The organism is Pseudomonas rhizoryzae, assembly GCF_005250615.1.
Classification (GTDB): Bacteria; Pseudomonadota; Gammaproteobacteria; order Pseudomonadales; family Pseudomonadaceae; genus Chryseomonas; species Chryseomonas rhizoryzae.
Map to the genome: position 1 here is coordinate 206,226 of NZ_SULM01000005.1, position 13,062 is coordinate 219,287.

Annotated in this window: 13 protein-coding genes; 1 reads left to right on the forward strand and 12 read right to left on the reverse strand. The window is 64.3% G+C overall.

Annotation, left to right across the window (positions count from 1 at the left end; translation table 11 throughout):
• From FAZ11_RS09555 to FAZ11_RS09610, 12 genes are all read right to left on the reverse strand, one after another.
• Entirely contained in the window at window positions 1-594 is a 594-nt protein-coding gene (locus tag FAZ11_RS09555; RefSeq protein WP_058773094.1) for a DUF1349 domain-containing protein, read from the reverse strand.
• Window positions 595-672: 78 nt separating this feature from the next.
• On the reverse strand, window positions 673-1,164 hold the full coding sequence (locus tag FAZ11_RS09560; RefSeq protein WP_058773095.1) for a DUF2269 family protein: 492 nt from the start codon (window positions 1,162-1,164) through the stop codon (window positions 673-675).
• Window positions 1,161-2,261 (reverse strand): saccharopine dehydrogenase NADP-binding domain-containing protein, encoded by a 1,101-nt coding sequence (locus FAZ11_RS09565; protein WP_058773134.1) that lies wholly within the window; start codon window positions 2,259-2,261, stop codon window positions 1,161-1,163. Before FAZ11_RS09565 ends, FAZ11_RS09560 begins: the two co-directional genes overlap by 4 nt.
• 225 nt (window positions 2,262-2,486) lie before the next feature.
• Entirely contained in the window at window positions 2,487-3,002 is a 516-nt protein-coding gene (locus FAZ11_RS09570) for a nuclear transport factor 2 family protein (RefSeq protein ID WP_058773096.1), read from the reverse strand.
• Entirely contained in the window at window positions 2,999-4,156 is a 1,158-nt protein-coding gene (locus tag FAZ11_RS09575) for an amidase (RefSeq protein ID WP_058773097.1), read from the reverse strand. The genes FAZ11_RS09570 and FAZ11_RS09575 overlap by 4 nt, the downstream gene beginning before the upstream one ends.
• 66 nt (window positions 4,157-4,222) lie before the next feature.
• A complete protein-coding gene (locus FAZ11_RS09580) occupies window positions 4,223-5,566 on the reverse strand; it encodes an MFS transporter (protein ID WP_058773098.1) in 1,344 nt (447 codons plus the stop codon).
• A 22-nt stretch (window positions 5,567-5,588) separates the two neighbouring features.
• Window positions 5,589-6,833: an OprD family outer membrane porin gene (locus tag FAZ11_RS09585; protein WP_137279201.1), complete on the reverse strand. Its 1,245-nt coding sequence runs from the start codon at window positions 6,831-6,833 to the stop codon at window positions 5,589-5,591.
• A 117-nt stretch (window positions 6,834-6,950) separates the two neighbouring features.
• Window positions 6,951-7,910 carry a PDR/VanB family oxidoreductase gene (locus tag FAZ11_RS09590; RefSeq protein ID WP_058773100.1) on the reverse strand — a complete coding sequence of 320 codons (960 nt, stop codon included), beginning with the start codon at window positions 7,908-7,910 and terminating at the stop codon, window positions 6,951-6,953.
• A 10-nt stretch (window positions 7,911-7,920) separates the two neighbouring features.
• A complete protein-coding gene (locus FAZ11_RS09595) occupies window positions 7,921-8,397 on the reverse strand; it encodes an aromatic-ring-hydroxylating dioxygenase subunit beta (protein WP_058761889.1) in 477 nt (158 codons plus the stop codon).
• A 14-nt stretch (window positions 8,398-8,411) separates the two neighbouring features.
• Window positions 8,412-9,686 (reverse strand): aromatic ring-hydroxylating oxygenase subunit alpha, encoded by a 1,275-nt coding sequence (locus tag FAZ11_RS09600; protein WP_058761950.1) that lies wholly within the window; start codon window positions 9,684-9,686, stop codon window positions 8,412-8,414.
• Between the two features lie 361 nt (window positions 9,687-10,047).
• A complete protein-coding gene (locus FAZ11_RS09605) occupies window positions 10,048-10,974 on the reverse strand; it encodes a LysR family transcriptional regulator (RefSeq protein WP_058768894.1) in 927 nt (308 codons plus the stop codon).
• Window positions 10,975-11,092: 118 nt separating this feature from the next.
• Window positions 11,093-12,247, reverse strand: a complete 1,155-nt coding sequence (locus FAZ11_RS09610) for an acyl-CoA dehydrogenase family protein (RefSeq protein ID WP_240043579.1) — start codon at window positions 12,245-12,247, stop codon at window positions 11,093-11,095.
• Between the two features lie 282 nt (window positions 12,248-12,529).
• On the opposite strand from FAZ11_RS09610, the gene FAZ11_RS09615 reads away from it, so the two are divergent.
• Window positions 12,530-13,054, forward strand: coding sequence for a flavin reductase (locus tag FAZ11_RS09615; RefSeq protein ID WP_058773102.1), 525 nt, complete (start codon window positions 12,530-12,532; stop codon window positions 13,052-13,054).
• Window positions 13,055-13,062 lie beyond the last annotated feature (8 nt).

Sequence of the window (13,062 nt, forward strand, 5' to 3'; positions counted from 1 at the left end):
CTAGCTCAGATCGTGCAAATCCTTGATGGTCGCCGGCCCGATCTGGAGGTCGGCGAAGGTCACCTCCAGGCCTTCTCGCTGTGGTGAGCAGCAATAGGGACCGACCTGCAGGGTTGCGCCCTCACCTGCCGTAAATCGGCACAGGCGCAGCAGCGGCCAGGTCAAGCCATCCAGGGAGTACTGGATGCGCAGCACCTCGGCGTGCAGCGTCATACGCAGCCAGAAACCCCAAACCGCATCGGGCATGGCCCCTAGGGCCCAATCGGAATAGCCCTGGGTCAGCACACTGCCCAGGTGGGCGATGTCATCGCTGATCTCCAGCCCGGTCTTGCACCAATGGTCGGTACTCGACCGGACCATCAGGCCGGCCTGGTCATAGAGCTGGGTAAAGGTGCCGGTGATGCGCACCTGGGCGGTAAAGTCGTCTCCGGCCGCATAGCCAAGAAAATGCCCGCTATCCCGCTGGAAGCCGTATTGGGTCTTCTGCCAGAAGTCGGTGCCGGCGTCGGTGCGGATCTGTAACAGCCCGTCCGCATAGGACCAATGCGTCGGCTCGTTCAGCCAGAGGGATGGCAGGGTCTTGGCGAGGGTCATGGCTGGCTATCCGCAGTCGATGGGCTGTCGAAACCTTAGATCATGAATCTCGCCTGCGCCAAAGCGTGATGGGCGAATCTAGCTGAGGAAGGCCAGCACCTGCTGGGGATAGAGCTTGGTGACCATCATCAGCAGGATGACGAACATGCCCAGAAAGCCCGCTACCCCCATCCAGAACCAGAGCCGGTAGGCACGCTGGAAGTCCGGGCCGAGCGCCCTGCCCTCGGCGACCGCGATCCTGGCCAGCTTCAGCATCCGTCCCTGCAACCAGAGCACCGGCAGCCAAAGCGCACCCACGGCGAAGAACAGCACGAGCGATCCGAAGACCCATCCAGACGTGACTGGCAGCCCCATCAGGCTGACCAGAGCGATACCTGTCCCCAATTGCAGAAAACCCGCGGGGGTGGTGATCCAGGTATCGAAGAACACCACCAGGCGCGCCACGTGCGCAATCACCTCCGGTACGCGGCTGCGGGTGGTGGCGATGAGGTAGAGGTAGGACCCCATGCCGAAGCCGAACAGGAAGATCGCAGCCAGAATGTGCAGATACTTGAGCAGGAGGTAGGTCATCGCCATTCCTCCCTGACCGTGATGAACGCGGGGCCTATTTCCTCCAGATACTCCTGCAGGGTTAGCTCACCCACGCAGACACGGGCACCAGGAACCGGGCGATAGCCCGCGGCCATCTTGCGCGCCAGGGCGATGGCGGCGCAGCAGGGAATCTGGGGCCCCTTGTCGTGCGTCGCCAGCAGTTCCCAGCGATAGCCCAAGGGGCGCCCACCGGCGATGCCGTTCAACTCCATATAGAAGGCGCTCTTGCCATTGCCGAGGCGTTCGAAACGCTGGCCGAGGCGGTGCAGCCACTGCGCTGCGCGGTCAGTGTCAGTCATGAATCCGCTGCGGACGGCGCAGGCCAGCAGGTAGTTGGCCAGGGTACCCAGGGCCAGACCCGGTCCAGCTTTGAAGCGGATATCACCCGCACCGTAGCGTTGCGGGAACACGGCCATGTCGGGCACATCTACGTCGGCCACCAGGCGCCATCCGCGCATGCCCTTTATCCTTACCCAGTGCAGTCCCTGCCAGCCCGGTACCGGGCAAAGCTGACCGTCGCGCTGTTGCGGGATGGGCCGCCCGGCATAGCTGAGCACGCCCTTGACCGTAGACAGACCGGGCATCTTGGCCGACGAGGTGATGCCGTAGTGCAGCCCCTGCAGGTGAAAACCAGCCTCGGCCTTTGCCAGAAAGGCATCTATGACCGCTGCCGATAACGTGGGCACGGAGCTGCAGCCACTCAACAGGGCTACACCCCGGGCGCGGGCAGCGTCATCCAGGTGAGCGATGTCGGCGACGAACTGCCGGGCATCGGACAGATCGCAATAATGCGCCCCCGCTTCGACACAGGCGCGGGCGATGGCATGAGTTTGCCCCTGGAACGGCCCGGCGGTATGGATGACGAGATCGATCTGCAAGGTGCGCAAGGCGGTGGCGAATTCCGGACCTAGGGCGTCGCCCTGCCAGAACCTGGCCCCCAGTTCCTCCGCCAGCGTCGCCACCTGGGCAGCACGCCCCACCAGGACCAGATCGATCCCCTGCTCCCGCGCCAGGCGGCGACTGATGATGGAACCGAAATTTCCATACGCACCCACCACCATTACAGTCAGACTCACCGGCAACCTTCCCTCTTTCCCTGGACGATGCGTCGCGAGCCATGCAGGCCGCGTCCTCCGTGAGCTTAGGCCAACTGAGGGCGCGTTGCTGGTAGCGAGCCGACTGAGCGTACGGTCAAGAGCGCGAATGGCCAAAAGTCCAACCGAGCAGACACCGGAGCCGTCTGCCTGCTGCAGGTGCGGCGCAAAGCCTGGAGCGGCACGCCGGTCATACTGCCCTGCCCCTCACCCCCGCACCGGCACAGGCAGAGCCGCCTCGCTGTTCCAGAGACTCACGGGGCGGCTGAACAAATTCTCGGTCTGGAAGTGCGCCATGCGCCAGGCGCCTTCTTCGAGCGCGAAGTCCACCTTCAGGCGAGCGCCATTGAGGTGGGAGGCGCCGTCGGCGAAGGTGCTGGTTTGCAGCATGACCCAGAGACCCACACCTCTGTCATGTTCTACCGTGATGACCTCGCTGGTGAGGAAGTGCACGTTGAGGGCGAAGTGCTCCGGGGTCTTCATGTAGGTGGCGAACATGGCACGGATTTCCTCACGGCCGCGGTAGCCGCCGAAGCTGCCGGCGTAGCGGGCGCCCTTGCCTTCCCAGCGTGCGTCGCGGGTGAACAGTTCGCTCAATTCATCCAGCGGTGTCGCGGCGTTCAGTTGATCGCACAGGGTCATGTAGCGGTTGATGCAGCAGCGAATCGCCTGCTGGTGTTCGAAGGCTTCCAGGCGTTGGTGCAGGCTGGGCAAATCGATCATGGCGCGTCTCCAGCGAGGGGATCGGGGGTCGCGGCTGAAGCCGCGTAGACGTTCAGCAGCAGTCGCTCCGCCACGGCCAGCAGGCGTTCATCCGCGCCTTTGGCGGCCACCAGTTGCAGGCCGGCGGGCAGACCTTTGGCGGTCGTCAACGGGATGGTCAGGGCGGGATGGCCGGACAGATTGAAGGGGCGCACCAGTGAGGTCATGCCCAGCACCGCACGGGTATCGGTAGCCTCTTCCAGGCGTAGCGGTACCGCGGGCATGGTGGGCAGCGCGATGACGTCGAAACGCCTCAGCACCTCATCCACTTCCGCGGTGAAGGCGCGACGAACCCTTTCGGCCTGGGCCAATTCCGCCTCGGTGGTCTGGCCCGCGGCGATCAGGCGCTGGGCGACGTCCGCGCCGACCTTGCCGGAGGCCAGCAAGGCTTCGCAGGCAAGAAAGGTTTCCCGGTTGATGACCGTCATGCCCGCGGCGTAGGCCGCATCGAAATGGCTGAAGCGGATATCCGTCAGCGCTAGCCCACTGGCCGACAGCGCGCGGGCGACGGCATGTTCCACCTCGGGCTCAGCCGCTACGCGAAGCACGGCGAGGCTGGCGCTTTCCGGTACCGGAAGCGGCTGGAAGGTCGGGTCCATCAAGGTCATGGCCCTGCCGAGCATGGGCAGGGAGGCAGCCAAGGGACCGACACAATCCAGGCTGCTCCGCTCCGGCATGACCCCTACCCGGCTGATCCGGCCAAAGGTGGGCTTCAGACCGAAAATCCCGCAGCAGCAGGCCGGAATACGCACGGAGCCCCCGGTGTCGGTGCCCAGGCTGAAATCCGCCAGTCCGGCGGCCACGGCGGCGGCGGAACCGCTGGAAGAACCACCCGGGATCAGCGCCGGAAAGCGCGGGTTGACGGGCGTTCCCTGGTACCTGTTGAGCCCCGTGGTACCGAAGGCCAGCTCGTGCAAGCTGACCTTGGCGGTGAGGTGGGCACCGTTGGCCAGCAGGCGCTCCACCACGTCCGCGTGGCGCCGCGCGGGAGGTGCATCCGCCAAGGCCCGCGAGGAGGCCCGGGTGGGATGGCCGGCCACGTCCAGGGTGTCCTTGACGACGACTCTGGGGCCGCCGGGCGTACCCAGGTCGAGGGTTTCAACGATGAGGGGCATCGGGGTATCTCCTTGCTGGACGGTCCGCGTGCCGATACCGCACGCGGTAGACGTCGGGGGTTCGATTCACGAGCTGACCGGGGCGGATACCGATGGCTCTGCGGAGGCGTTGCGCGGCACGGGCTGCGCCGGACGGATGGAGATGACCGCGACCGTGGTGATCGCGCCCATGACGATCAGCATCACCGACACCGGCCAGGCATCCCGATAGAGACTGAACAGCGCCGTGGCGGCCAGCGGCGCCATGCCGCCCGAGAAGATGGAGGCGATCTCGTGTCCCATCGCCAGGCCCGAATAGCGCACCTTGGGCGGGAACAACTCACCCATGAGCGCGGGCTGGGTACCGATCATGGCGCCGTGGCAGACGGCCATGCCGATCAGCGCGGCCAGGTAGACCCACAGCGCCTCATGGGTATCGAGCATCCAGAAGAAGGGAAAGGCGAACAGCATGAGGCCGACCGAGCCGATGGCGTAGACCGGGCGCCGGCCGATGCGGTCGGACAGCCACCCCCAGAACACCAGGGTGAAGGCCTCGACGATCATCGCCAGCATGACGCTGGCGAGCACCAGCTGGGTATCCAGGCCAGTGAACTTGGCATAGGCGACGGTGAAGGCCAGGAACAGATAGGCACTGCCGTTCTCGGCGATGCGCAGGCCAATGGCTTGCAGCACCGCCTTGGGATGCCCGCGCAGGACTTCCATCACCGGCATATGCACTGCGGCTTCCTGCTCGACCGTCTTCACGAACTCCTGGCTTTCCGGCAGGCTGCGGCGGATGTAAACGCCGACCCCGAAAATCACGATGCTGGCCAGGAACGGCAGCCGCCAGCCCCAGCTCATGAGGTCGTCCTGCGGCAACAGCTGCACCAGATAGAAGGCCACCGCCGACAGCACGAAGCCACCCACCACGCCGAGTTGGCTCCAGGCGGCATAGAAGCCGACCCGGCCCTTGGGCGCGTTCTCGCTGATCATCAGCACCCCGCCGCCCCACTCGCCTCCCGAGGCTACCCCCTGCAGGATGCGCAGCAGTACCAGGCAGACCGGCGCCAGGTAGCCCGCCTGTTCGTAGGTGGGCAACAGTCCCATGGTGAAGGTGGCGACCCCCATGATGGCGAGGGTCATCACCAGCGCCTTCTTGCGCCCGGACTTGTCGCCAATGTGGCCGAAGATCAGCCCACCCAGGGGCCGTGCCAGGAACCCCACCGCGAAGCCGGCGAAGGAGGCCATGGTGCCCAATACCGGATCGGTCCCCGCCGGGAAGAACAGGGGCCCGAAGATCAGCGCGGCGGCCGTACCGTAGAGAAAAAAGTCGTACCACTCCAGGGCATTGCCCAGTACCGACGCGAAGACGATGCGCCTCAGGGTGCGGGGATCGTTCTGTTGCTGTCGCTGAGTGTTGAGAAGTGTCATGGGCGATAGGTCTCCGGTTCTGTTACCAGAACTTCCAGGTATAGGAAGTGATCAGGCGGTATTCGTTGTAGTCGGTTTCGTACTTGCGCTGGACACGGAAGTTCTTGAGTTCGAAACTCAGGCGTTGGAAGAGTCCGCTTTGCACGGTGTAATTGATGATGACATCGCGTTCGTTCTCGGCATCGTTTTCCAAGCCCGTTCCGCGATCAATGTTTGAGCCTTTGATATAACGGGTGAACAATCGCAAGCCCGGCAATCCCACTTCGGCGAAATTGTAGCCGTAGCGCACCGACCAACTCCGCTCTTCCGGGCGAATGAACGGAATACCCGACCAGTTCGGCAGATAGAGTTGCGGCGCATAACCGTTGAGCGTCGGAAAGTTGGTCTCGCCGAGCATGCGCTGATAACTGATGCCTACCAGATGACCGCTCTTCTCCAGGGTGACCAGGCCACTGTAGGCCCGGTTGTCGACCGGGCCGCCCCGGGCGCTGCCGTCTTCCCGGTTGTTGAAGTAGCCGAGCTGGGTGCTCAGCAGGTAGCCATCGCCGAAGGCCAGGGCGTGCTTGAGGCCGCCGTAGTCCTGCCGGTAGATGTCATTCAGGACACCATGGAAATAGCTGACGCTCAGGTTCGGCGTGATGGCATAGGTGGCTCCCGCGAAGTCCAGCCCGTCACTGTCCTGGCTATCGCTCGTCCCATAGCGATACAGCCGCTCGTGATTGGCGGATTCCCGCGTCACGATGGACCAGAAGCGTCCGGCCGTGAGCTGTAGGCGGTCGATATCGCGGGATTCGATGACCGCCCCTTGATAGATGGTGTCGAGCAAGCGGCTGGGGTCGTTGGAGGCCACCGGCAGGTTCGGCTTCTGGTCGCCGATCCGTACCAGGGTCTTGGCGAACTTCAGTTTCAAGGTCGCGCCGGCCCGGCCGTAGTCGTCCGCCGCCCGCTGGTGGTAGAGGCTATAGGGCAAGGAACCATCGTTGCCGGTCGAGTCCAGGCGTAATGCGTATTGCCCATTCACATCCAGGCCGACGGCCAGCGGCGTATCGGTGTAGCCCGATTCGAATTGCAGATCGAAGCCCTGAGACCAATTACCGACCCGGTCGACCGGCGCATCGCCATTGGTGAAGTTTCGATCCAGATAGAGATTTCTTAGATTGATGAAAAGATGGCTATCGTCGCCGATAGCGGCGACGACATTGAACGGAAGTGCTGAGCCGAATAACAGGCACAGCGATGTAGCACGCAACGGCGAATTGAGTTCCATTGTGCAGCCCTGAAAGGGTTAACCAGCAAGGGGTAATAGTGAATCCTGGGCAGAATCAAGCCGCGGCGTATTACCCGCCTGCATATAACCTATTGTTGTTATTTTGTTTCAGTTGAGTCAGATATCGAGCACCAACCGTTTGCCGCGCGCCCGCGAACAGCACAGGACTATTTGTTCATTGCTCTGCTTTTCTTCGTCGGTGAGATAGACGTCGCGGTGATCCGGCTCGCCTTCGAGGACATCGCACAGGCAGGTGCCGCAAATACCCTGCTCGCAGGACACCTCGACCTTGATGCCCGCGGCGCCCAGGGCGGCAACGATGCTCTGCCCCTCCTGGACCTGCACCGTCTTGCCACTGCGGTTGGCGACCACCTCGAACCCGGCGCCCTCGGTATTGGCCTCGGCCTGGAAGTACTCGCGGTGGATGCGCGATTCGGCGTAGCCCTGCGCGCGGGCGCCGGCAATGACCCAATCCATGAAACCGCTCGGGCCGCAGGTGTAGAGATGGCTATCCGCGGGCGCCTCGCGCAGCACCGCGTTCAGGTCCAGGCGCCGCTCGGCGCCTTCGTCGTCGAAATGGGTGAATACCCGTGCGGCGAAGGGCGCGGCTTGCAATTCCTCGACGAAGGCGCAGCGCTCACGGGAGCGGCCGCTGTAGTGCAATTCGAAGGACTGCCCCTGGGCATGGAGGCTGTAGGCCATGGCGATCATCGGGGTGATACCGATGCCGCCCCCCAGCAGCAGCGAGTGGCTGGCCTCCGTCGCCAGCGGGAACAGGTTACGCGGAACGCTGATGCGCAGGTCCGTGCCCGGCAGCAGGCGCTGGTGGACCTGCGTCGAGCCGCCGCGGGAATTGGCATCCTTGAGGATACCGAGACGATAGACGCTGGCGTCACCGGGATCACCGCACAGCGAATACTGGCGTACCAGGTCCGGCGCCAGGTGCAGGTCCACGTGCGCGCCGGCGGTGAAGGCAGGCAACGCCTGGCCGTCGCGGGCGGCCAGCTCCAGGATGACCACCTCGCCGCCCTGCACTTCCCGATTGCGTACGGTCACGTCCAGCAAGAGATCCGTCATGACCGCCTCCTCACAGGATGTAGCCGATGCCGGCCAGGGCATCGTCGCTGTTGATCAGGCTGATCACCTTGCGTTGGAGCTTGAACTGCCCCTCGGCCCGTACCAGCTCGTAGGTCACGTCGGCGCTGTAGTGCTTGAGGCTTTCCTTGCGGAATTCGCGCACGTTCTGGGCGCAGCGGACGGTCACGGTGCTGCCGTCGTCGGCCAGCACGCGCATGCGCGACAGCGTCCGCACGGTGCGTGGCTGCGGGCTGGTGGAGATCGACTCGCCACTGATCAACCGTTGCACGCGCAACTGGCGCATGTGGTGGTCGTCATAGGCGTAATTGAGGCTGTTCTCCGGGTCGGTTTCCTTGGGGTCGATGGGAATGATGTAGAGCCCCTGGGCGGTCCACTGGTCGAGCCAGGCTTGATAGTCGCCGTGGTCGAGCATGTCGCCTTCCTGCCAGATGAAGGCGGTCACTTCGTTCAATAGCTGCAGATTCATAGCGCGCTCCCGGCTCAGGCCGACATCATCTTTTTCCATTGCTGATAAGCCGCCCGCATGCCGGTCTCGGCACTCACGTCGGAGATCAACCCATCCGCGCTGGATCGCTCGCCGGGTAAGCCGCGATTGAGCATGATCCAGAGGTCCTCGCCGGCGCTGGCACCCTTCTGCACCCGCTCCCAGGCCTCGGAATCGTCCGGCGTGCCGAAGCCCATGGGGCCCTGGAAGTGCTCGTGCAGGCGCAGGCGGTAGCGATTGGCCACGGCCGGCCCTCCGGCCATGGTGATCACCGCGTGATGGATCTCGGTCTCGGTGACCGAGAGCGGTTGCAGCACGCGGAAGAAGGCCATGGAGCAGGCGACGTTGGGGAAGAGATTGAGGTTGAAGCCGGTCCCGCCGACGGCGCGGACGATCCTGCGCACCTGCTGTTCGTCGATGCCTTCGGCGCGCAACTCGTCGGCCAGGGTGGTGAAGCGTTCGGGAATGGGCTTGTCGAGATCGGCCTCCAGATCGACCAATTCAGGGATCATCACCATCACGCTGTGGCCGTTGCCCAGATCCTCGACGTAGCCGGGGCCTTTGACGAAATCGAACAGCTCCAGGGTCTGTTCGTCCACGGACGACAGGAAGCTCTTGTGCACCAGCGGGAAATGGTAGGCGTCGGTGGTGTTTTCCAACTGGATCTTCCAGTTGCCGGGGAAGCGGAAGCGGTGCTCGCCAGGCACCGCGATGCCGTAGCCGGCGCCCTGTTTCATGAACAGGTCCATCCACTTCTTCGCTGCGCCGAGGAAGTCTGCCAGCGGCTCGATGTCCGCCTTGAAGGTAGCGAAGACCATGCCGGCGTAGCTTTCGGTACGCAGACTCACCAGCGGCAGCTCGGTCTTGTCGATGCAGTCGCCGTAGCTTTCCGGGTGCGGAATGCCACGCAAGGAGCCGTCCAGGGCGTAGCCCCACCCGTGATAGGGGCAGACGAAGCTGTTGGTCTTGCCCTTCTTGTGCTCGCAGACGGTGGCACCGCGATGGCGGCAGCGGTTGAGCAGGACGTTGATCCCCTGCCTGCGATCGCGCACCACGATCACCGGCTGCTTGCCGATATAGGTGGTCTTGTAGCTCCCCGCCTCGGGGATCTCACTTTCGTGGGCCACCCAGATCCAGGTGCTGTAGAAGATCTTTTCCAGCTCGGCATCGAACAGCGCCGGGTCGGTGTACAGGGAGGTATGGACGCGGTCAGCCTGCACCAGGGTGGCGGGCTCGACCGTCAGGTTGACGGCAGGGATCAGCTTGGTCACGGAAGTCACCTTCATCAGGGGTGGCGCTCGGTCTCCCGGGCAGGCCGCAGCCGCCAGCGCTCACGCACGGCGCGGTGCCTAGGGGTTTTCGGGTACAGCGGCAGGGGTCTAACCAGGCGAGGAGCAGGCGTCACCACCGCTGAAGCGGCGGCTTGGCCAGCGGCGGATGAACGTGCGCTGGCTCTTGGTCGAAGACGGCTGGTGGGGCACGGTCATGGCGGAATCCTCGTTATTGTGTGCGTCCTTCAGGAGGCGCTTTATGACTCACACGCTAAGGGGACCGCGGGGGTGGCTCAATGACAGGCCGGGTGAAAGTCGTTGCGTTCAGTGCAACGAGTGACGCCGCCAGCGAGTGCTGTCGTTACAGCGAACGGCGCATCGTCTTGGCCAGATCGGTGGCCAGCGCACGGCTCAGGGCGTCGAGCGTGCGCCCACGGCGAGTGATGATCTGGATCTCGGTGGCGGCCATTTCCGTGCAGTCGATGGCCACCGCCTTGAAGGTGCCGCTACGCAGTTCCTCGATGACCGGCAGTTCCGCCAGCAGGGTCGCGCCCAGGCCCGAGCGGACGAAGTCGAGGATCACCGCCAGGGAATTCGAAGTCATCGAAGGCGTGATATCGAGCCCGCGTTCGCGGCAGGCCGCATCGAAGAGTTCTCGCACCCGGAACCTCGGCCCCGGTAGAACCAGGGCCTCGCCTGCCAACTCGTCGAGGGTCACGGTGCTGCGTTCGGCGAGTCGGCTGTCGCGATGGACGATGAGGCGCAGCGGTTGGGCCAGGCTGAACAGACGGGTCAGGCGCGCCGCCTGGTTGGGCGAGAACGCCACGCCCAGGTGGGCTTCGTCCGCCATCACCATGCGCTGTACCTCGAGCGAGGGCGCGCTGATGATCTCCGTCTTGTGGGCTTGGTGGTCGCGTATCAGCTCCTGCAGGGAGTTGATGGCACGGGCGCCGAGCAGGCCCTCGCCGATGGCGATGACGGTGGTGGCCTGCGCCATGTCCCGCAACTCGTCCAGGCGTCCCATGAGCTGGGCGTACTGGGCCAGGCGCTCGACGTAGTAGTCCACGGCCGCCTCGCCCGCCGCCGTGAGATGCACGCGATGGGTACCCTGCCTGACCAGCTCGATATCCAACTCCTCTTCCAGCTTGGCGATCTGCCGGCTCACCGAGGACGTGGCGACGCCGAGTTCTTCGGCTGCCGCGCGCATCGAGCCCTTTTGCTGGCTCACATAGAGGTAACGCAGGCGATTGTCCTGCAGGTCGATCTGGTAATGGATGCGCTTGGCCATGCCGGGTTCTCGGTCGGTACGCCGGCGAGAAAGCCCTCGCGAGCGGCCCGGCGTCGGTCGAGATCCTACAACAGATCGAGGGAGCCACGCCCCGGACGGCTACCCGGCGCCTGGACCTTCACGGATAAGGCGCACTCGGCGCGATGCCGGCGAACAGCGCCCCGGCGCTGTCGTAGGTGGATTCGCCCAGAAAGGCGTGTTGGGTCACCACCAGCGAATCGCGCAGGATCCACTGCAAGCGATGGTCGGCGAAGATCGCCGTCGTCCCCGCCAGCCGATAGGCCATGGCCACCACCTCGGCGCAGGTGTGGGCCGCATGGGTGGCGCTCAGGCGCAACAGGTTGGCCTGGGCCTCAGTCACCGGATTGCCGGCCAGGATCGAATCCCACACGGCGTCGGGTGCCTCGTAGAAGAACGCCCGGGCGCTACGCAGCTTCGCCTCGGCTTTGCCCAGCTCGATGCGGTAGTAGGCCCTATCGCCCAGGCGCGGCGCCCCGGTCACCGTCTTGGTGCTGCCCGACATGCCGATCACCAGATCCAGCGCGGCCCGGGCCAGACCGAGATTCACCGCCGCATGGACCTGCGCCTGGTAGGAGACCGAAGGATAGCGATAGAGCGGCTCGTCGATGGTGGCCGGGGTGCCGCGCACGAAGGTCCAGGCATGGTCGACGGCCTTGTCGTGCAGCCTGAGGTCATGGCTGCCCGTCCCCTGCATACCCACCACCTGCCAGTTCTCGACGATCTCCACCTCGGCGGCGGGAAAGACCGCGGTCAATGGCTTGCCGGCCGTCTTGTCGCCGCCGCTGGCCGGGGTGCCGCCAATGCCCACGCCAATCCAATCGGCGCCCTTGCAGCCGCTGGCGAAACGCCAGTGACCGCTGACCTGCCAACCGCCTTCGATGGCTCGGGCCGGTTGCAGCGGATAGAGTCCGCCGGCATAGACCTGGTCCGGTCCCTTGGCGTAGATCAGCGCCTGGGTGGCTGGCGGCAGGGAAGCAAGATAGATGTTGGCCGACCCGAAGGCCGCGACCCAGCCGGTCGAGCCATCGGCCTCGGACACCCGCTCGACGATCCGCAGGAAGTCGCCCGGCGGCAAGGCATCCCCGCCGAAACGCCGGGGCGTGCTGGCGCGAAAGATACCCACGGCCTTCATTTTCTCGATCATGTCGCGCGGCACGTGGGAGCGCTCGTTGAACTCCTGGCGCCGGGTAGCAATCTCCGCGATCACCTCATCCAGTGTCGGGGTTCTGGCCCAAGCGGGATCACTTTCCATCGTTCTACGCAGGACTGGATTGACCGTACTGTTCATTTGACGCTCCGACTGGATAAATTACGAACGTCATCAGCATGGGCGCAGTAGTTGAGTGCGAGCAAATTCTAAAGATGAATACCGCGAATGCGCCGGATGAATTCGGTCGCGAACAATAAACCTTGGAATAATGCACAAGAGTCATTCTCCGTACTTATACGCAACATGACGAAGATGAATTTGACCGGTCGTTACTCACCTTCCAGGATGAAAGCGTTCTCTTATCCTTTCGGGACATCGACGCTCATGAACACAACCAATAAAGACAACTTTCGCCAGGCGCTGTCCTTGTTGTCGGCGGCGGTCAACATCATCAGTACCGATGGCCCCCACGGCCGCCTGGGGCTGACCGCCAGCGCCGTCTGCTCGGTCACCGACAGCCCGCCCACCGTGCTGGTCTGCATCAACCGCAACAGCTCGATCCACGACGCCCTGCTGGGCAACCGCGCGCTCTGCGTGAACATCCTGCCGGGCCATCTCGAAGAGACCGCGCGGCGCTTCGCCGGCATGACCGACGTCCCTCCCGCCGAGCGCTTCACCCATTGCGATTGGCAGGCGGGCGCCTCCGGTCTACCGGTACTCGGCGAGGCGCTGGCCAGTCTCGAAGGCCGCATAGTGGACGTCAAGGATGTCGGCTCCCACTCGGTGCTGTTCGTCGAGGTCGAGCATATTCACGTGGGCGAGCACCGCGAGGGCCTGACCTACTTCGGCCGCACCTTCCATCGCCTCGAACGCTTCGCGGCTCAGGTTCAGCACGCGTCGGCCTCCTGAGGGAGCCT